This window comes from Tengunoibacter tsumagoiensis, from assembly GCF_003967535.1.
Taxonomy (GTDB): Bacteria; Chloroflexota; Ktedonobacteria; order Ktedonobacterales; family Ktedonobacteraceae; genus Tengunoibacter; species Tengunoibacter tsumagoiensis.
On record NZ_BIFR01000002.1, the window covers coordinates 461,323 to 481,518 of the forward strand.

Consider the following 20,196-nt stretch of genomic DNA (forward strand, 5'->3'; position numbering starts at 1 on the left):
GAGGAACACCTCTTCAATAGATGAGCCAGGAGTAGCTTTTCTCTGGATGTTGTTTCCTCACCATCTTGACACCCCTTAACACGTTGAAGATTGCATGACAGTCTCACTTATTTTTAGGCTTTAGATAAAGAAGATATGTGTGGGACGTTTTCGACGCAGCTTCGCAGATCGCCTTGTAGCTCAGATGGATACGTTATTGCGAGCGCCCGATGCGGATCTGAGCACCCATTTCTATGGGTGCTCAACTATTAGAGCAACTCTTTGTATTGGAGCTGAATATTGATATTCTCTTTGAGAAAGGCCGTCTCATTGAGGCGAACCAGGCTATAGCGAGGAGGGAGAATGCGGAGCTCGGTAAGTGAGGCATTATCATGATGAAATTGGCCGCGCCGATTGAGATCAATCGCCAGGATATGACAGATCAAAACGCCAATTAAGCCAGCGTGGGCGACCCAGATAACGGTTCCTTCAGGATAGCGAGCATACCACTCATCGAGAGACGCAACAACGCGATCACGAAATTGGAGCAGAGTCTCGCCCCCCATCGGAGCATTGGTGGACGGATCTTCGCGCCAGAGCTGGTATTGCTCAGGTTCCTCCCTCTGCACATCATGAAAAGTGCTCCCTTCCCAGCGTCCAAGAGAGAGTTCGCGGAGCCGCGGATCGACCTCGACCGGTAATTCATGATAACGAGCGATAGCCGCAGCCGTTAAGCGAGCGCGTTGTAGATCGGATGAGACAATGGCATCTGGTTGGTCGTTTGCTAAATAGGCCCCTACCGTGAGAGCTTGCTGCTCGCCCAGAGGGGTCAGCGGAATATCCCGCTGGCCCGTCAAGCGTTCAGTAGCATTATAGATCGTCTCACCATGGCGAATGATAATCAGCCGCACAGTTCCTCCTGTTCATTGCCGGCGTAGAAAGCAATTGGTTCACGTAAGCGATAGTGTTGAGCAGAGAGCTCGTGTGCATTGATACAGAGCGTCTGCAATGCTGGATACACGATTGGCTCACGAGGTGTGAGCTCCATCTCAGTATACAGCGTCTCAAGCTGCTGCTCAAGAGTTGGCGTGAGCAATTGCGGAAAAAGGGCGAAGCAGCCGAGGCTCTCGGCAATCATGCGGCGGATATGCTCTTCGTCGCCTTTTTCATGAAAATGAGGACTCTGGGCCTGATACTGCTGGAAAACCACGCGTCCGCTCTGGTAATTGTGAGCAGAGAGCGCATGTGAGAACAGATCCAATTGTTGAAAGGTTTCGACCGAGTAACCAGAAGAGAACTGAAGTCGTTGAATTGTCTCCATCGTAAAGCCCTGTTCGCCAGCATTCGAAGAGATAATGGGCTGATGATGCGAACCAAACCACGTCTGCACCAGACTATCCATCAGAGGCGAGACCATGCGTGTGCAGCGCCCGACCAGGCCAGCCGTAAGTTCTTTACTGCCAAGAGAGGGTTTAGAGGACCAGCAGATGCGAACATTGTGCAGATACAAAGAGTCAGCCCGCTCTGGCAAGCGTGAGGACTGTTCCTGTAAGAACAACTTACTCATCGCCAGCGTATACTCGAGTAGGGCATTGGGGACAAAGTTATCAGCATCATAAAAGACCAGCCAGCGGGGAGTTGTCAGCAGCGCTGCAAACAGAGCTCCGATATACATTCCTTCGCCTTTGCCATTCCGTACTTTTCCATCACAGCCAAGGATAGCCTGGACTCCCTGACGATCGAAGAAACGAGCAACCAGCTCATCTTTTTGATGAATAAGATAGACCTGGCGATGAGTCAAGCGTAGCGTAAGTTCACGGGTAAGCGCCTCTTTCTCAATCTCTGAGCAGTTGGTCACGATGAGGATGGGGCTATTGATGGGGAGATACCAGATGACTCCCAGAAGTGTCTCTAAGCGCTCGCTCTTATGAGAGATCACAAACGCTGTATGGGCAAAGAAATCGTTGAGATCATACAGCTGATCGGCTTCGAGAATGTGGGAGAAACGTACAGTGTCGATATTCACGCGGCATCCTTTACGCAAACTAATTTGAACATACCATCATTGGGCAAGGTGCGGTTCCTGAAGCGCCAGAAAGGCTGTGGAGGGGCATTCAGGCCTTAATGTGATTGAGAGTGCAGGACCTCCTCCGACCGAAGAGGCTGTGTGTGGAACCATCATGGTTGGTAACACAGATAATCGTTTAGGGGTGAATGAATGGTACTTACCGCAATGTAAATAAGCGCTCTGGATCAGGCACCGACATTGTAGCTCTAGTAGAAGGCTGTACTGGCAAAGTGCGCACAGAGAAGGGGGGCCAGTTCGCCTATTCATGAAGCTTACGTCTACGTTAACGTTTTGTCGAAGCACAAGCCAAGTATAACGCATCAGTTGTTAAATTGTCAATTGCTGTATCATTGTGTTTTTTCTGTTGGCAATGCAGCTATGGTTGTTTTAACTATGTATCTGTCTATAATTCGCTATTCCTTAGAGAGTGTGTCTTAAGATAAACGCAAAGGCCTAGAAAGGAGCCAAACGCGTCAAAAAGAGACGGATCGCAGCGATCTGGATAAGAGCCTCACTGCTCGAAGGGAGACCCTCATAATCGCGCGCCAAGCGACGAAACCGCGTGAGCCAGGCAAAGGTGCGTTCAACAACCCATCGTTTTCGTTGAACCTGAAAACCGCCTTTTGGTTTGGCAATCTTGACCGGTTCCCCATTGACGAGCACCCAATCGCTCTGGGAGTCGTTGTGTTCATGAGGGACAATCTCCGGTTCCCAGCCAAGGTGCTCTTTGATCCAATCAAGAAGCGGCCCAGTGTATCCCCGATCAGCGAACAGATACGAAACTCGTGGGAAGTATTCTTTTTGCCCGGCCAACAGCAGAGGAGCGCTCTTGCGGTCGGTCAAGCCCGCGGTATGCACTTTGACCGCCAGAACGAAGCCTTGCGTGTCAACGAGAAGATGTCGTTTACGACCCCAGATTTTTTTTTCCCGCATCGAACCCACGCTCGATGCCTCGGACGGGACTGGTTTTGATCGATTGGCTGTCGATGATGACCGCACTGGGTTCCTCTTCTCGGCCAATGGCCTGACGGGTTTGTTTGCGTAAGCTGGTCATGGCGGTCTCCCAAACCCCGCTGTGTTTCCACTGACGCAAATAATGGTGCAGCGTCTTGCCGTTGGGCAAATCGTGGGGTGTCAGTCTCCACGAACAGCCTGTTCGCAACACGTAGAGGATGCCGTTGACGATCTCGCGCCTGGGAATGGTCTCTTGGGTCGCATTGGGCGAGACATCTGGGATGAAGGGAGCCAGCAACTCCCATTGGGCATCCGTCAGATCGGTGGCGTACGGCTTTCGCGTGATGCTTCTTTCCATTGGCTGTGATCCTTTCTGATCGCTTGTTTGACTCCTTTCTTTTTTCTATCGGCCACTTACTGGTTTTAGGACACACTCAGAGATAGCGGCATAGCAAACAGGAGAGAAGCAGCCCAACCAGAACTGCGATCAGGAGAACTGGCAGAGGCGCGAGTGCAGGAAAGAGACCATAGGTGCAGAGCCCGTAATACAGGAGCAGGCATGAGAGAATTTCGAGCCCAAAAAGGTGTATCCAACGTACGATAAGCGCATGGACCAGAGCGGATTGATCCTCTCCATTGTCAACGCGGCCAACAAGGCGAGGGGCAAACAGAAGCAGAAACATTCCACAAATACATGCAACCATGGCCAAAATGGTGACGATAATTGATGGAAGATGCAGGTGCAACATAGGTCTTCTCCTCTGGCTTTTTGCTACTATCTGCACAATAGGTAAATGCACTATTTATAGGCAACTCATTGTGATGAATGTATGTGATCGTTTCTGACTGGTGTAGCGTATTCTGTGTTGTACTCTCTTTTCAATGGATACTATAAGGGTATTTTGTCACGCTCTTATCGTAGAAATGTCGCAATCTTGTCTCAGTGGTTGCGAACGGTTTTCTTCTCTAGTAGGAAGAGGTTATAATAGCGTTAATGAAAGAGTATGAAATAAGGATTGATGAGAGAGAATGGCAACTATTTTACTGGTTGAAGATGAATATGATCTGGCGCAGGTGGTGCTTCGAGAGTTGACCGCAGCCGGGTATGAGACGTTGCATACAGGCGATGGGATGAGTGCGTTGACGCTGCATACGCATGGTCAGGTAGATCTTGTGATTCTGGATTGGATGTTGCCGCGTCTGAACGGTCTGGATGTGTTACGCCAGCTACGACAGAAGTCATCAACTCCGGTGTTGATGCTGACGGCACGCAGTGAGGAGGCGGATCGTGTGCTCGGTCTGGAGATAGGGGCAGATGATTATCTGACCAAGCCGTTTAGTACACGTGAACTGGTGGCTCGTGTTCGGGCGCTCCTGCGCCGGGCTGAGTTGATCCGGCAGACGCTTACCGCCGATCGTAGTGATGCCGTTGAGCTTTTGTGTCGTGGTCCTCTACAATTAAACCCCCAGACTCATCAAGCGACCCTTCATGGCGTTGAGTTAGATCTGAGCCCAACGGAGTTTACGTTGCTTCAACTCCTCTTGCGTAGTCCTGGCCGCGCGTTCAGTCGTGCCTATCTCATTGAGACTATCTGGAGCGAGACCTATATTGGCGGTGATCGTTCGGTTGATAACGTTGTCCTGCGGTTGCGTAAGAAGCTTGGCTCGTTAGGTGAGACGATTGAGACGGTCTGGGGGGTGGGATATCGTTTGCGGTCAGAAGCCTGGAACGGAGTATAAGCGTGATAAGACAGAGAATCGTTCAGTCTCTTCCATTATTTCGTGCTGATGCCAGACGAGCTTTATTAGAGGTAAGTAGCTTACAATGTGGAGCTCTGGCGACCTGGCCGTTGATCGATCACATGTTGCGCCCTTTGTTCCTGAACAGTACACCTCTCTTTTTTCTCTGCTTGACGTTCGGGAGTGTGCTCTTTCTGGCCTTTCGGTGGCGCTTACGCCCAGTAGGACGAACGCGCTGGCAACAGCTCCTTATCGAGCTTGCGGTTGGCGGAGTACTTCTCTGTGAGTCGATTATCATTTCTACAGTGACTCTCTTCTTATCCATCTATTGTGCGCCGTATGCATTTATTCAGTTCCATTCTTTGAAGGAAACAGGGAGTCCAACGTTTTATAGCATCGTTTTCAACTCGATCTTTTATGCATTATCCATTAGCTCAGTTGCGTTCTTTTTCCTGCTGAGGGTGCTTATTCTGGTCTGGCGCTCCTGGGACCGTTTGAGGCGAGAACATCTTCATTGGGCGTTGACGCATGCACATTTGCTGGTTGTCGTAATGGTAGCTGCTATCATCAGCTGTCTGTTGATGACGCTTGCTATCTGGAGTGGCTCAGGAGAAAACAGGCATGAGCTGATTCCATTGCTCATTTTGCCTGGAATGATCTTCTTAACAGTCATCAGCCTCGCTTTTGTGCTTCCCCCCTCTGCATTATTCTCCTATCTCTTTGCTCGTCATACTACCAGACGCATTGAGAAACTGGCGGCTGCGACCAGTGCTTTGAGGAGTGGTAACTACGAGGTGCGTGTTCGTGTAGAGGGAGAAGATGAGATTGCGCGCCTTCAGGCAGATTTCAATGCTATGGCGATTGAGCTTGAACGTGCTCGTCATGAGCTGAGAACTGAGCGCGATGCTGTCTCTACGCTGCTCAACGCGAGGCGTGAACTGATTGCCAGCGTCTCACATGAACTGCGTACACCAGTCGCTACTGTGCGTAGCTATCTAGAATCGACGCTGAATAACTGGCAGGAAGTACCTCCGGCTACGCTACAGCAAGATCTCTCAATTATGGAGCAGCAGACTATTCGTTTGCAGGTCTTGATTAATGATCTCTTTACCCTGTCGCGAGTAGAGGTAAAGCATCTGGAACTGCGTTGTGCGCCCACCAATATTGAGCTATTAATTCGACGTGTTGCAGAGACCACTGCGCCTATCGCCTGGCGTGGAAGCCGTGTCGAGATTGTCGCGGATATTGAAGCCGCGACTCAGGAAGCATTTCCCGAGGCAATGGTGGATGAGCATCGTTTGGAGCAGGTCTTGCAGAACCTTTTACACAATGGGATTCGCCATACTCCACCAGGAGGGATTATTGTGCTCAGCGCTTCCGCGACTGCTCAGGAGATCCTTCTTCAGGTTAAGGATACTGGCGAGGGGATTGCAGCCGATGAACTTCCACGCATCTGGGAGCGTTTCTATCGGACTCAGCAGGCGAGACAACAGCCAGCCAGTGGTTCAGGGTTAGGTCTTGCTCTCGTCAAAGAGCTTACTGAAGCCATGGGGGGATCGGTCTCAGTCTCCAGTATCCAGGGACAGGGGACCTGTTTCTCCATCCGTGTCCCACAGGCCCTCATCACCAATCAACCAACCAGACCATTGATGCCATATCATCTGCCGTGAAGCGTGAGGCATGGAGATTGAGCGTGATCAGATTCTCTCTTCGGGTTAAGGAGAGCCTGATCAGCGGACGAGAATATGTGCAACGCTATCCTGGCTTCTCGCAACATTTGTCACTATTTTATGAGATAGGCGTTTTTTAAGTATGAATAGAATTTTTAAGAAGAGACCATATGCATTCTGTGCTTGTCTTATGATTGTGTGTGGAGTTGCTCTGCGCATCTTTTTGAGTCTGCACAACTGGCCTCAGACCAATAGCGATGAGGCGACGATTGGTCTGATGGCTCGACACATTGTGAACCTGGGAGAGCATCCCATTTTTTTTTATGGTCAGCAGTATATGGGGGCTTTAGAAGCCTACCTGGCTGCACCTTTTTTTGTGGTTTTGGGGTCATCTCTCTTTAGTCTGCGGTTGAGCCTTATTTTCCTCTTTGCGGGCTTCTTAATCTGTCTGTATCTTTTCAGTAGTCTCGTCTATTCGAAGGGCTGGGCTCTGGTCTCGCTCAGTTTTTTAAGTTTTGGTTCCAGCTTTGTCATTGCTCGCCAGCTAAGTGCGATTGGTGGATATCCAGAACTATTATTTTTCGGTTCTCTTCTGTTTTTGCTTGCGAGTTACTTAGCTTTAACACAGAGGAAGCCACAAGCATCTGGAAAACACTATGTGCGGTATTGTCTCTATGGAGCCTGGGGGCTGGCGGCGGGATTAGGGCTCTGGAGTGATCTCTTACTGCTGCCTTTCGTCCTCTGTTCCGGGCTTATCGTGGTTTTATTCTGCTGGGCTGACCTGCGCAGAATTGGCTCTGCTGGCTGTCTGGTGATAGGTAGTCTGATTGGGATGTGGCCTCTTATCTATTATAATCTCCATGCCGCACCGGGGAAAGACTCTTTAACGACTTTGTTGCAGTTGCGGCAAGGTGGATCTTCAGAAAGTCTGAATGTGTTCCAGGCGATGTGGGGGACGGTCTCGATTAGCGTTCCAATGATCACTGGGGAGCCTCTGTGTCCAATTGTTGAAAAACCTGCCTGGAGCCCTGCAAGTGCAATGAGCCTCAATTGTACGATTATCCGTGGAGGTTGGGGCCTTGGCCTGCTGCTGCTCTTCTTTCTCTCGTTCTCTCTCGCGCTCTTCAGGCTCTGGTCGTTACGTGTGTATTTCGACGTGAAGAAACATGGTGCCTTTGACAACGGTGAAGGTCGTCAGCAATTGATTCGTTTAGCTATTCATATGTTGATACTGATAAGTGCAGCCTGTACGCTGATGGCTTATATGTTTAGTCCTTCACCTATTGATTGGCCGGGGAGTCGGGCTCGTTATTTAACGGGTCTGTTAATTGCATTGCCTGCATTGGGATGGCCATTGTGGGTAGGTCTCCAGAAGACAGTGTATCAGAAAACAGGGCAAGGTTTCATGGTGCGCTCCATCTGCCTTGGCCTCCTGGGTGTAATCTGCCTCAGTTCTCTGCTTGGAAGTTTTCTCATTTTTTGGGAGATACCAGCGGCACAACAGAATCAGGATCGCCAGCAAGGATTAATTGCGTATCTCAATCAACGAGGAATCACTCATATCTATACTGATTATTGGACCTGTAATCGATTAGCATTTCTCAGCGAAGAGCACATTATTTGCGGTGTTGTTGATCAACATCTGCAAGAGTCGCTCGATTTTAATCGTTACGCTCCCTATTATGAGCGCGTGAAAGCCGATCGGAGAAGTGCTTATCTCTTTCCTCATGGGTTTCATGTTGCATTACCGGAAAAGGATAAATTAAAGGATATTTTTGAATATAACGGTTATATCCTCTATCAATTGAGAGAGCCCTGATAAAAATGTGAGATTTTTTCATCCGCTTCTCATTTTGCTCTTCTATAATAGACAAGCATCTCAATATTTGAGATACTTGTCTTTGTTTATTTCCCGACAATGCGAACTATTAGTGGGTTGATTTTCTCGCCTCATATTAGAAAGTTCCATTTTTGGCCCCAATATGGAGGACAATAGATCATTTATGAAACCATATACGTCCCAACAGACGACAACTCAGACGGCTGATGCAGGTGGCACATCTGCACTTAATACTTCACAAAGATTTCCAGGCTGGATTTTATTACCTTTGCGGCTCTTCCTGGGGGTAACGTTTGTCTATGCGGGGCTGCAAAAGTTAACTGATCCACATTTTTTCCATCCCGGCTCGCCAGACTATATTGGTAATCAGCTTATTGCCTTTGCCCATGGATCGCCGTTGAAGGATCTTCTTCTCCACTATGCTGTCTCCCATGCCGTCTTACTGGGGCTTCTGGTGGCCTTTGGTGAGATTGCAATTGGTCTGGGGACCTTATCTGGTCTTTTGTTTCGTCCGGCTGCCTTCTTTGGGCTGTGCATAAGCTTTGTTTTTTTTCTGACTGCAAGCTGGAGTGTCTATCCCTATTTTTATGGTGCAGATATCGTGTTTGTCTTTGCCTGGCTGACATTGCTGCTTGGAGGCCCTCTGGCAACTGGCCTGTTTACACTGGATGGCTGGCTGGTGAAGCACTTTTTGTCTGGTTCTCTGAAGCAAGCGCCAGGGCCACTGGCAAGAATCTGTGCAGCGGTGCTGGTTGGTCTGCCTGATATGCCTCTGGCTAATCGTGTTGAGCAGCCGACGATATATAAGGGACGGGGACAGTTTCAGAATGCGCTCAAGCGTGAGCGGGAGAGCAGGCGGAGTTTTTTTGTCGGCACATTGATTGGTGGTGGTCTGGCAACACTGGGAGTTGTTGCGATTGGCTATACATTTAATCTGCTTGGACGTTTGAACGATAGCGTTACAGGTTCTGGAAATGCTACGGGATCTGGCGATGTATCAACGGCAACTGTGGAGGGTGGAACCCCAACAGGCGGCTCTGGTGCAATTGCTCAGACGAGTGCAGTGGCGAAAAATGCTGCCATTACCTTTACCATTCCATCGACAGGCGATCCGGGTATTCTTATCCATCTTCCTAACGATCAATTTGTGGCTTTTGACGCAACCTGTACGCATGCCGGATGTCCAGTAGATTATGATGCAGTGAGCCATCATTTGATCTGTCCCTGTCATGGAGCTGAATACGATCCAGCGAATAGTGCAAATGTCCTGGGAGGCCCTACATCTCGTGCGTTAGACCCGGTCGCCATCTCTATTGATAGCGCAACGGGAGCGATTACGCTAAAATAAGAGAGTTGCCATTCCTGGCAGCGATCACAACGACTGGGGAGTTTATGGAAAAAAGTCTATTGTTATGTCTGGCACACCCTGATGACGAAGCCGGGTGTGCCCCGCTGGTTGCGCGCTATATTGCCGAGGGAGCGCGTGCTACTTTAATCTGTGCCACCAATGGCGAAGTTGGAACGGTCGACGAAAAATTTTTGACCAATTATTCATCAATTGCGGAGCTGCGTCTGGCCGAGCTGCAATGTGCCACGCAGGTCGCTGGCTATACAGACGTTGTGACGTTTGGTTATCGAGATAGCGGGATGATGGGAGCCAAGGAGAATCTGGAGAGCAGCTGTCTCTGGCAGGCTCCGCTTGAGGAAGTGACCGATCGGATTATTGAGGTTATCCATCGTGTGCGTCCACAGGTGTTGATTACTTTTAACACCTACGGGATGTATGGGCATCCCGATCATATTAAGATCAATCAGGCTACTCATGCTGCATTTGAGCGGCTGCAAGGGGAGCCGGATGCGCCACAAAAGCTCTATTATATCAACATTAGTATCAGCAAGTTCCATATGAAGCTGTTTCTGACAGCCATGAAGATCATGGGAAAAGACCCTCGTAAAGTAGGGGTAAATGCTGATATAGATCTGATTGCCGCCATGGAGTCTTTAACGCCGATCACGACAAAGATTCCAACGGGCTATTATCGTGCCAGAGGCTGGCAGGCTTCGGATTGTTATCCCAGCCAATTCCAGACGTCACGTTTTCAGCGTATCACCCGTCGTCTGTTTGGGCGTTGGACCGAAGCATATAGTGCTCTGTCGCGCATCATTCCCGAACACCAGATAGGTGAGACTATTGAGAAAGATCTTTTTGAGTAAGAGTTGCGGAATGACGAACCCCGTCTGTAAATGGAGCATGAGCTTCCTCGTTTGAGTGCAAGCTCATGCCATCTTGTCCTCAATGAGTTCAGATCCATGGTCCATCCAGGCGTTTTGCAGCGCGCTTGCGAGCTTCTGGTCCAAACCATTGTTGCAGGAAATGGAGAGCCAGATCAATGCCAGAGGAGACTCCACCCGCCGTTACAATGTTTCCCTCATCGATGATTTTCTCCTCTACCAGCTCGATCTGCGGAAAACATTGTCGAAAGAGGTCAAAACGTAGTGGATGGGTGGTCGCGCGGCGCTGATCTAATAGACCAGCGTAGGCAAGGTAAAAAGAGCCGGTGCAGACTGAGGCAATGATTGTTCCCTGGGCCTGATATGTTCGTAAGGTTTGCGCAATTCTCTCATCATTGTAACAATTGCGAGCATTGGGGCCACCAGGTACAATCAGCACATCAAGGCGTGGAGAATCCTCTAAGAGAAAATCGCAAAGCACACGCAATCCGCCACGACAGCGAATTTCATGCGCAGTTCCAATGGTCAAGACCTGGCAATACGCCTGCTCTTGTTCTTCGCCAGCGTTGGCAAAGACTTCATAGGGGCCTGCAAAATCTAATTCCTCAACGGTTGGAAAGAGGAGCAGGCCAATAGAGATAGGGCGATGAGCAAAATGCATAGTCATATGTTATTCCTTCTAGATCGAGAAGTTGTACCTCTGGCAAGATGAGAAAAATGACGCGCCGTGGTACTCGCTGTGTGTGAGTCCTGGACTCAAGTAACGGACTTTTCATAGAAGTAGTATGCTGGATTCTATACCTGGAAACAAGGGTGGTTTTGGGCAAAAAGCGGACAATTTTGGTCAAATTTTGTGACGTATTTTAACTCTTCATGAAAGGCGAGTTGGTACGTATAAGTAGTGCCCCGTTGTAGGCCTGTTCAGGCTGAAGAGATCACCATTGCCCTCATCAGGACTCACATTCAAGCATTAATTCTAAGGAGCGCAGAAAAAAGCGCATCCCTTGTACAAGGGATGCGCGCGAAACTAAGCAAACGACTATTGATAATCGCAGTGCTTCACGACGTTAGGAAGCGGATCGCCACCGAATGCGTCGTTGCTACAGAAGATGCTATCGGTGACGGTTTGGGTGGTATAGGTGCCATTGGCTCCATAGCGCACCTGGGCCGTCCCGTTAACAGTACACACACCACCCTCATCAGCGCACTTCGTCCAGCCATCCGAGGACGGCGTAGGCGTTGGAGTGGATGCCGTAGGTGTTGGCGTGGGATTGGAGACCGTACCACCAGGAGCGATCAAGATGCTATTGACATGGCCTGCTGAGGGCTGCGTTGCGACAACCAGCACCGCGTGAAGGCCGGCTGTGAGCGAGACTGAGCCCGCCGTAACCGTCTGGTAGCTTGACATGCTTCCGGTGTTGGGGACATCGATCGCTGAGAGCAGATTGCCATCCACAAAGACGGCCAGCTTTTTCCCATCGCTGGTGTTCCCGACCGAGACGGCGACCGTATAGGTGCCTTCGTTGCTGACGCGCAAGAGATAGCCCGCGCTGCGTCCAACGTTATCCGTCAGAGGCGCTCCGGACTGATAGGCATCAACGCGTATATCGTAGCTGCTACCGTTGATAGTCGTTGTGTCAGAACCGCTGACCTGCGTTCCCTGAGTCACGGACGAAGGCGTGAATGTGCCATTGTTGATATCATGAGCGGCCTGGACCAGGGGATCGTTGTTGGCCTCATACAGGTTTTTCCACTGGGCGTATGTTCCCGTGGTGTAGAGGTCGCCACCGGCCTGTGCAAAGACATTGAAGGAATCCAGCATGCTCTGCCTGGCGCGTGGGTCCCAACGCGCAGCGGTATCAACATCGCTTGGACCATCGCCGCCGACCGCGAAGCCACCCTCATAGGCGACAAAGTGCAGACCATAAGCGTGTGCCCAGGCGGCCTCAATATTGAGGGCCTGCTGATAGGTATGATCGCCATCATAGTGCGAGACAGGGAGTCCAGAGGCGTAGATCGCGTCTACGCTTGTGGCGGCATCGTTGTTGCTGCCATAATAAACCGCTCCGCCAGCGCCCCAGATGTAGTACGTGATGGGATGTGGATCAGAGACATGCTGGCCATCAACATTATTGTAGTAATTATTGACGAAATCCAGCATTGCTGCCGCTGTGCCATTCAGATTGTTATACTGCCACTCCAGCACCGGACGGATGCGCGAAATCATCTCATCGCCGAAGACGTTGCGGAACAACTGGCTGATCTGCACTGTGCGGCGCGCCGCGTAGCGCATTGCCAGGCCGATGCTATTAGTTTCACCATCATAGTTCAGGTTTGATCCGCCTGCATTGACCTCGGCTGCAGCTGCATCGGCAACATCGTGGGCCTGCTGGAAGCCGAAGTTCCAGACCTCATTGCTATACTCGATATAAGCTTTGAGATCGGAGCGCAAAGGAGCAAAGGCTGGATTGCTCTGGGGCGATGTGTATGGATTTATGCCATCACTGCCATATTTGATCAACTGGGCCAGCTTTGTCACATAGTCGTCATTAGCCCGGCCAGGAATGTTGATGTAACAATCCTTGCCTGTCTCATTACACAGGTCGACCTCGTACTCAAAGGCTATCAGGTTCCCCTCAAAGCCGGACTCTCCCGGGAGCACCTTTTTCTGGCTCGCGTCAGTTGGCCTGGTGCGATCAGACCAGTTGACAGAGGTGTTCCAGTTGGTTCCCGCCATAAAGCGGATGTAGGCATAATTTGAGAGCGCGTCTTTGAGCTCAGTTGTGAAGATGACCGAGGGATCATAGGACGTGCTGGAGCCAGGAGAGGTAGGGCGCATCAGGCGTACATTGGTTACTCCAGTATTCGTTGCCGCCCCTGACGTGCGAATTGTGTTTGCAAAATTGAGCTGGAAGTTCTCCGCGCCGGTATCCGTCACCACCAGCCTGGCCGTGGTGGTATTGGAGCCAGCATCATAGGTTTTGTCGTTGATGGTTGCGTAGTTCAGGCTGACTGTGACATCTGCCTGTCCATTGAAGGTCAAAGTATATGTGCCCTGGTTGTTGTCGCGACCCTCCCAGACCATGATCGAGGCATCGGTTGTTGGCCAGCCATTTGCATCAGACGGTGCTGAGCCATCAAGGGTGCCATAGGTATCCCAATGTGCGCGCGACTGCTTCATCGCGTCGGCAAACCCTTCAAGGTTGGTGTAGTTGATACCTGCCACTGGTAGGTGATCGGTTGGGGCAGCATACGTCTTTTTCGTCCCCAGGCCAAAGGAAAAGGCGAAACTGGCGCAGACGAGAGCCACTAAGATAATGAGTGAGCTCAGACCACTCATAATCGCGGGTTTACGTACACGCACTTTTGCCGTCTGCTCTACAGCTCTTGGAAGCTCATTCTTCCTTAAAGACATCGTGTCCTCCTTAATCCAGGCAAAATCATTGAGCCTGGATTGTCTAGTTCAAGAGTGTAAGACCTGATATCGATTCGGTGTCCGGCTCTCGCTTTCCCGCTCCTTCAGGTTCACGAGAAGTTGGTGAGGGTGTGTAGCTAGCACTTCGTTACAGCTCATTTGAAAAGCAAGAGCATCCTTGCTCCCCTGCCGCCGCAGGCAGCAGATATGGTTTTCAAATGAAGATGAACAGAGTATTTGCTACACGAGTGATAGAAACATACTATTGATAGTCGCAGTGCTTCACGACGTTGGGAAGCGGATCGCTACCGAAGGCGTCGTTGCTACAGAAGATGCTATCGGTGACGGTTTTGGTGATATAGGTGCCATTGGCTCCATAGCGCACCTGAGCCGTCCCGTTGACAGTACATACACCACCCTCATCAGCGCACTTCGTCCAATCGCTCGCGGGTGGTGTCGAAGTTGGCGTAGAAGTTGCAGTGTTTGTTGGTGTAGGAGTTGAAGTGTTCGTTGGTGTAGGAGGGGGAGTACTGCCCATGATCTGGTCGACGCCCTTCCATTTGCCGGTTGACTGATCGGTTACGTCGTCAGAAAGTCCCCACATGCCATAGGTGCTATAGTGACCTACATGCCCAAACTGCATATAGAGCTCGCCGCCGCTACCATACCAGTTATCGACGATATCGTGGAGCTCGACATCCTGCATGCGCGCGTCGCGTGTTGCCCCAAACTGATTGCTCAGTGTTGGGTCAAGGGGACCTGGAACCTTGGTGCCCTCCTCGTCCTCGCCGCCTTCATAGACGAGCGAGTGAATGCCATACGTATCTGCCAGCGAGCGGCTGGTCTGATAGCCTTGCTTATTGGTATCGCTAGACGCCTTTTCGCCGTTGATAATGGCATCCACCGACGATTTATCGGCACTGCTGTAGTAGCCGGTTGTGGAGATGGCGTAGAGCGAGTTGCTGACATCACCATAATTATCCTTAAGATACTTCAGCATACCATCGTCATAGCCAACGTTGGCATTGTTGACGACTGGACGGATGCGCGTCCCGTTGTCGCTGAAGACACTCTTGAACTGATTGCCGATCTCGCGTGTGCGCTTGCCGATGCGGCGAATCAGCAGATTGTAATCGTTGGTGGAACCGTCATAGTTGAGATTTGATCCCCCGGCTGCGATCTCGTCCTTCTCGGCCTGGTTATTCCAGGGTCCCTGGTGGAAGCCGAAGTGCCACATCTCATTGCTGTACTCAACATAAATGTGGGTATCATCCGGTACGCCTTGATTCCCAGTGAAGGCGTTGCCATTTTTGAAGAGGTTCGCGAGCTGGGTTACATAGTCATCTGATGCATTGACTGGAATGTTGATCCAGATGTCTTTGTGTGTGATCTGGGCGATAAGCACGACATATTCCCAGGGCAGACCGTGTACACCTGGATGTTGTTGCCCATAGAGCGGACCGACGTTGGGCATGATACGATCAGTGTTCCACTGAAGGCGATAGGGATAGAGCTCATTATTGGGCTGCTTATCCGTCGCCGGGTCGCCGTATCCATTGGTGCCGGTAAAGCCCATGAAGCGGAAGGCGGCCCAGTTATGATTGGTCAAAGAGCTCAGCCAGCTATCGGTAAAGACCTGGCTGGTGCCGGGAGTGTAGCCTGGGCGCCACAGGTGCAGATTGGTAATGCCGCTGCCGGTAGCGGCGTTTGCATCGCGCTGGGTGTTGGTGAACTTTAAGATCATAAGGACACCACCTGAAGGGTTCCCCAGCGTTATATCAGCCGTGGTTGTGTTGCTCGCGGCATCATACGTTTGATTGGCAATCGTAGTGCCACAATGTGCTGGATCGTCGCAGGCGTCCGTGAGGGTGGCTTTGCCGTTGAAGACCAGTTTGTATGTGCCACTGATGTCAGTTGATTTTTTGAGGGGATCGATGTTGACCGCGTCGGAGACCCAGCCATAGGTGTAGCGATTGTCAATGATGAAATTAAAGTCGCTGCTGGGCCAGCCATTGGTGTCTTCCGTCAGTGTGACGCCACCGATGGCGTCGATGCGTGCATTGTTACCGCCCAGATCAACGAGCGCCTGTTCGTTGGCATCTACGTTCAATCCTAGCTGTCCGCTCGCTGCATGGGCAGTGGTATGTGGCAAGATGAAGGCCACCCCGCCAATGACGAAAGATAAGGTGCAGAACAACACAGCTCCTAATCGCAGCCCACGTTGCCACATTCCTGGCCGGCGCGTGTTTGATAGTTGTGTTGATGTGTTACTCCCTTGTAACATTGATGAATCCTTTCTACGTTGTGTGTTGTGCCGCGTTCAATCGCAGCACAGGACAAAAGGACAAGCGGAGGTTAGTATGACAGAAGGGCTACTTTGCCTTCTGTATGTATCTGTGTGTTGTGAGGCCTCCTTTCTTCGGTCAAATTATTCTTGTGAATCTGCTTGTGAATCTGCTTGTGAATCTATATACACATCCGTATGAGAGGATGGGTATAGCACATGACATCAGTGTTTCGAATAAAGAAACTGTATGCATCAGGAATGATTTCGTGGTAGGATTTGAAAATGTAGTGTTTCAGGACGCTCAGGCTGAAGTAAAATATCAAGCATTGCAAACATCTCGTGTACCAGTTCAGCAGGATCGAATTCTACACGACTAAGCTCATCTTCATAGCCAAACAGGATCGGCGAGCCGGTATTAGTCTGGGTAACGATACAGAGCTCTTCTCCCGGGTGAATGCCCAGGCGCTGAAATGCCGCTAAAGCTCCCGAAGTGATCATATCATTATCGATAAAAAGACCGTCTGGTTGCGGATGGTTTTTGTTACCAAAAATTTCCATGACGTATTGATAGCCCTGTTGCTGATAGGTTGGTACTGGTCCCTGGAGTGTTGCTCTCCTCATCGTCTTATAATGGATCAGCTCAGGGTAGAGCGGTAGGGAATACTCCTTGAGTGCCTGGATAAAGGATTGTTCTATGAGACGGTCGGATGATAGTTCTCGCTCTGTCTCGTAATAGGTTGATTCGGTCCAGAATCCTATACGCTGGCAACCCTTACTTGCAAGCAGCGTGACGGCCTGGCGAACGAGCGTATCGAGATCCTGGGTCACAGTGTATGGTCCATATCCAGCGTAGACGACGCAGGGTACTCCCTGCTGCTCTATCCACGCGGTTGTGATATTGTTCATCCCAACAGTCAAAATGCCATCGACCCGTCCCGACTCTATCATCTCAACCACGCTTTGTGGCAGTGCCAATTTATCACGGTCGGATTGTAGCACGAAATGTAGTTCACACTGATAGGCGTTATTGAGGGTCCGGCGTTCCATCTCCTCGGCAAGCAGCCCTGAAAACATGCCCCAGAATGGAGACTTGTTTTCCCCCAGAAATAAGTAAGCGTAGAGAAGGACATAGATGCACTTTGTATGCAGGCGCGTTGATACATAAATACCACTGCCACGACGACGAGAAAGAATACCCTGGTCTTCCAGGATATCAAGCGCATCATTGAGTGTGGCGCGGCTGGTTTGAAACCGTTCACACAATTCTATCGCCGTCGGAAACTTTTCACCTGCTCCCAATTCATACGCGAGCGCGCGAAGGTCCCTACACAGCGTCTGCGTTTTCGATGCTGGGGCCAGCCTACGCGCTGTTGACACTATGAACACCTCCTGCGGATACCAATGATTGCTCTCTTGCCGAGAACACCTTGCTGTTGTAAGTATACTAGTACGCTTAAGTATACTAGTATACTTTTGATCTGTCAAGGGGGGAGAGGAAGAAACGCTCATATGAGCCATGGTAGATATATTTACAAAGAGCTTGTTTGTGGGGCACTCTGCGTTTCACGACGTACAACGGGTGCCACCTTTGTGCCAAGCAGCTCGATAGCATGCATGATCTTATGATGAGGGATCGAGCCAACCGTCATCTGGAGCAAGAAGCGCTGATGATGAAAAATATTGTATTGATAGAGAAGCTTCTCAATGACCTCATCTGGATTCCCTGACACGAGAGCCCCCTTGAGAGAGCGTGAGGCATCGAAGTCACGTCGGGTCATAGGAGGCCAGCCTCGCTCCTTGCCAATCTTATTCATCATTGTGGCAAAAGCGGGGAAGATATCATCGCTGGCTTCCTGGGGCGTATCGGCGACATAGCCATGCGAGTTAATACTTACAGGGAGGGTATCGGGATCGTGCCCTGCTCGTCGGGCTGCATCCCGATAGAGCCTCACCAGACCGGCAAAGCGAGCTGGTTCACCACCGATGATAGCCAGTGCCAATGGAAGCCCGAGAGCCCCGGCCCGTACAACTGATGCTGGCGTCCCTCCAACGGCAATCCAGACCGGGAGCGGATTCTGCACAGGGCGAGGATAGATCCCCAGATTATTCAGAGGAGGTCGATGTTTCCCTGACCATGTCACACGTTCGTTTTCTCGAAGTGTGAGCAGAAGATCTAGTTTTTCTGTAAATAATTCATCATAATCGTGCAGATCATAACCAAAGAGTGGAAATGACTCAATAAAAGAGCCGCGACCAGCCATAATCTCTGCCCGGCCTTGCGAGAGGAGGTCTAGTGTCGCGAAATTCTGAAAGACGCGCACAGGATCATCTGAGCTTAGAACCGTCACAGCGCTCGTCAGGCGAATATTTTTTGTGCGTGCAGCAGCGGCAGCCAGCACAACGGCTGGTGATGAGACCACAAATTCTGGACGGTGATGTTCACCAATCCCAAAGACATCCAATCCTACCTGGTCAGCCAATTCGATCTCTTCAAGCAGATCACGCAAGCGCTGGGCAGGACTGATCGTCTCCCCTGTCTGTAAATCAGGCGTCAACTCGGCAAATGTGTAGAGGCCAATCTCCATCATTCGATCCTTTTTCAATTTCTTTATAGAAGAGCAAATAGAGTCATCTCTCAGTGTCTATACAACACATATTGGGAATTCTTATAGTTATAAACATAAAAGAGTCCCTTTCTATTCCAGTTGAGCTTATAGATCATCTTTATAGACGCTTGCTAGTCAAACGTTTCTTGTCAGCCTTTTTCCTGTAAAGCCTGTCAGGACGAACCTTCTTCATTGAAGTGAGAGAGATCCTCAGGTAAACTATGAGATAGTAGCCTATCCTTCCAGGGATGATGCAGATGCGAGAAGTTTTTCGTTTCTATAGGAGGGAAGACGTTCCTGAATCGCTTATAGAAAATCATATAGTATCAGGAACGAAGGAGCAACATTTTTACATGAAAAAAATATATAGTCTGTTTTTATTTGTCCTCTTATTATTACTCACTGCCTGTGATAGTGGCACCTCTAATGGAGATCAAACAAGTACTCCAACGCCCAGAAGTGGCGCAATTGCCCACGCATTGCTTCAACATGAGCCCTCAGGGGATGCGACCCTCAATTGGGACGCGACAAAGCGTGCCCTAAAAGTACAGATCAATCTTTCAGGGTTAGGGGAGGGGAGTACGCATCCACTCCATATTCATGGTGGAAACTGCAATAGCCAGGGCGTAGATCTGTACACTTTGAAGGATATCGTGGCCGACGCCCATGGGAGCGCGACGTCAACAGCAACAATCTCTGATGTAATGGGTGGAATTCCTGATACGGGCTGGTACATTGAGGTTCAAAAAGGATCAGGAGATCAGGCTACCAGTATGATTGCCTGTGGAAATATTACCAACGCTCAGCCATCCGTACAGGACAATCAGACTGCCCATGTCCAGATAGCCGAGGTTCCACAACCCGATCAGTCCAGTAGCGGGCTGGTACAGCTTTCCGTAGCTCACGGTTCGCTTACGGTTGTGATTACCATGAACGGCTTGAGTCCCCAGAGCGCGCATGCCGCTCAGATCGCAACAGGAAGCTGTCGGCAGCAAGGGAAACAATTGAACGTGCTTCAGCCAGTTGTGGCCGACGATACGGGTAATGGGAGCTCCACAACGACGCTGCCAAATGTCACAGCCATTCCTGGTAGTGGCTGGCATGTAACCATTGCGCTGTCCTCAGATGGTGGAGCTGACACAGATATTATTGCGTGTGGTGATATTGTCGCTGGAGCGCTTGGCTAAAAGCCACAATACAATCGAGGAACCTGCTCAGGAGCACCTTCAGGAGTGCTGTCCCTCACGTCGATAGGGAACATACAAGTAATGAGAGTTTGTTAAGGGCTTTGTTGTCTTTCATCCTCATGCATTTTTTATCATGGAGATAATTTTTTGCATCCCTGAGGATTTTTAACACCTGCTTTTTTGAACTAGTCCAGAGGCCAAAAAAGCCTTGACATGAA

Annotated in this window: 15 protein-coding genes; 6 read left to right on the plus strand and 9 right to left on the minus strand. The window is 50.3% G+C overall.

Features of this window, described 5'->3' with window-relative positions:
- Positions 1 to 248: 248 nt before the first annotated feature.
- The 4 genes from EL628_RS22660 to EL628_RS22675 all read right to left on the minus strand — a co-directional run bounded on the left by EL628_RS22660 (position 249) and on the right by EL628_RS22675 (position 3,750).
- Positions 249 to 890, minus strand: a complete 642-nt coding sequence (locus EL628_RS22660) for a histidine phosphatase family protein (RefSeq protein WP_126582291.1) — start codon at positions 888 to 890, stop codon at positions 249 to 251.
- Positions 881 to 2,005, minus strand: coding sequence for a mannosyl-3-phosphoglycerate synthase (locus tag EL628_RS22665; protein ID WP_161975684.1), 1,125 nt, complete (start codon positions 2,003 to 2,005; stop codon positions 881 to 883). Before EL628_RS22665 ends, EL628_RS22660 begins: the two co-directional genes overlap by 10 nt.
- A gap of 495 nt (positions 2,006 to 2,500) precedes the next feature.
- A protein-coding gene (locus EL628_RS31055) for an IS5 family transposase (protein WP_371859653.1) occupies positions 2,501 to 3,359 on the minus strand; the annotation gives its coding sequence in 2 pieces (ribosomal slippage) (positions 2,501 to 2,971 and positions 2,973 to 3,359; 858 coding nt in all).
- Positions 3,360 to 3,435: 76 nt separating this feature from the next.
- Positions 3,436 to 3,750 carry a hypothetical protein gene (locus EL628_RS22675; RefSeq protein ID WP_126582293.1) on the minus strand — a complete coding sequence of 105 codons (315 nt, stop codon included), beginning with the start codon at positions 3,748 to 3,750 and terminating at the stop codon, positions 3,436 to 3,438.
- Positions 3,751 to 4,030: 280 nt separating this feature from the next.
- Between EL628_RS22675 and EL628_RS22680 the strand changes: the two genes are divergently transcribed.
- The 5 genes from EL628_RS22680 (at position 4,031) to EL628_RS22700 (ending at position 10,465) form a co-directional block, all read left to right on the plus strand.
- On the plus strand, positions 4,031 to 4,741 hold the full coding sequence (locus EL628_RS22680; protein ID WP_126582294.1) for a response regulator transcription factor: 711 nt from the start codon (positions 4,031 to 4,033) through the stop codon (positions 4,739 to 4,741).
- Between the two features lie 2 nt (positions 4,742 to 4,743).
- Complete coding sequence (locus EL628_RS22685) at positions 4,744 to 6,411, plus strand: sensor histidine kinase (protein WP_126582295.1); 1,668 nt, start codon at positions 4,744 to 4,746, stop codon at positions 6,409 to 6,411.
- A gap of 142 nt (positions 6,412 to 6,553) precedes the next feature.
- Entirely contained in the window at positions 6,554 to 8,230 is a 1,677-nt protein-coding gene (locus EL628_RS22690; RefSeq protein ID WP_126582296.1) for a hypothetical protein, read from the plus strand.
- Positions 8,231 to 8,414: 184 nt separating this feature from the next.
- Entirely contained in the window at positions 8,415 to 9,599 is a 1,185-nt protein-coding gene (locus EL628_RS22695) for a TQO small subunit DoxD (RefSeq protein WP_161975685.1), read from the plus strand.
- Positions 9,600 to 9,643: 44 nt separating this feature from the next.
- On the plus strand, positions 9,644 to 10,465 hold the full coding sequence (locus EL628_RS22700) for a PIG-L deacetylase family protein (RefSeq protein ID WP_126582298.1): 822 nt from the start codon (positions 9,644 to 9,646) through the stop codon (positions 10,463 to 10,465).
- 88 nt (positions 10,466 to 10,553) lie between these two features.
- On the opposite strand, the gene EL628_RS22705 is transcribed toward EL628_RS22700, so the two are convergent.
- The 5 genes from EL628_RS22705 to EL628_RS22725 form a co-directional block, all read right to left on the minus strand.
- Positions 10,554 to 11,150 (minus strand): DJ-1/PfpI family protein, encoded by a 597-nt coding sequence (locus EL628_RS22705; RefSeq protein WP_126582299.1) that lies wholly within the window; start codon positions 11,148 to 11,150, stop codon positions 10,554 to 10,556.
- Between the two features lie 372 nt (positions 11,151 to 11,522).
- Positions 11,523 to 13,898 carry a carbohydrate-binding protein gene (locus EL628_RS22710; RefSeq protein WP_126582300.1) on the minus strand — a complete coding sequence of 792 codons (2,376 nt, stop codon included), beginning with the start codon at positions 13,896 to 13,898 and terminating at the stop codon, positions 11,523 to 11,525.
- A 262-nt stretch (positions 13,899 to 14,160) separates the two neighbouring features.
- Complete coding sequence (locus tag EL628_RS22715; RefSeq protein ID WP_126582301.1) at positions 14,161 to 16,182, minus strand: hypothetical protein; 2,022 nt, start codon at positions 16,180 to 16,182, stop codon at positions 14,161 to 14,163.
- A gap of 255 nt (positions 16,183 to 16,437) precedes the next feature.
- Complete coding sequence (locus tag EL628_RS22720; protein ID WP_161975686.1) at positions 16,438 to 17,562, minus strand: GntR family transcriptional regulator; 1,125 nt, start codon at positions 17,560 to 17,562, stop codon at positions 16,438 to 16,440.
- Between the two features lie 152 nt (positions 17,563 to 17,714).
- Positions 17,715 to 18,770 carry an LLM class flavin-dependent oxidoreductase gene (locus EL628_RS22725; protein WP_126583586.1) on the minus strand — a complete coding sequence of 352 codons (1,056 nt, stop codon included), beginning with the start codon at positions 18,768 to 18,770 and terminating at the stop codon, positions 17,715 to 17,717.
- Between the two features lie 374 nt (positions 18,771 to 19,144).
- Here EL628_RS22725 and EL628_RS22730 point away from each other — a divergent pair, with 374 nt between their 5' ends.
- Positions 19,145 to 19,978, plus strand: coding sequence for a CHRD domain-containing protein (locus EL628_RS22730; RefSeq protein ID WP_126582303.1), 834 nt, complete (start codon positions 19,145 to 19,147; stop codon positions 19,976 to 19,978).
- Positions 19,979 to 20,196 lie beyond the last annotated feature (218 nt).

Bases quoted from the DNA above. Each gene is read 5' to 3' on its own strand.
- EL628_RS22705 (WP_126582299.1), bottom strand. From the start codon at position 11,150: ATGACTATGCATTTTGCTCATCGCCCTATCTCTATTGGCCTGCTCCTC.
- EL628_RS22715 (WP_126582301.1), bottom strand. From the start codon at position 16,182: ATGTTACAAGGGAGTAACACATCAACACAACTATCAAACACGCGCCGG.
- EL628_RS22690 (WP_126582296.1), top strand. From the start codon at position 6,554: ATGAATAGAATTTTTAAGAAGAGACCATATGCATTCTGTGCTTGTCTT.
- EL628_RS22710 (WP_126582300.1), bottom strand. From the start codon at position 13,898: ATGTCTTTAAGGAAGAATGAGCTTCCAAGAGCTGTAGAGCAGACGGCA.
- EL628_RS22675 (WP_126582293.1), bottom strand. From the start codon at position 3,750: ATGTTGCACCTGCATCTTCCATCAATTATCGTCACCATTTTGGCCATG.
- EL628_RS22730 (WP_126582303.1), top strand. From the start codon at position 19,145: ATGAAAAAAATATATAGTCTGTTTTTATTTGTCCTCTTATTATTACTC.
- EL628_RS22680 (WP_126582294.1), top strand. From the start codon at position 4,031: ATGGCAACTATTTTACTGGTTGAAGATGAATATGATCTGGCGCAGGTG.
- EL628_RS22700 (WP_126582298.1), top strand. From the start codon at position 9,644: ATGGAAAAAAGTCTATTGTTATGTCTGGCACACCCTGATGACGAAGCC.
- EL628_RS22695 (WP_161975685.1), top strand. From the start codon at position 8,415: ATGAAACCATATACGTCCCAACAGACGACAACTCAGACGGCTGATGCA.
- EL628_RS22725 (WP_126583586.1), bottom strand. From the start codon at position 18,770: ATGGAGATTGGCCTCTACACATTTGCCGAGTTGACGCCTGATTTACAG.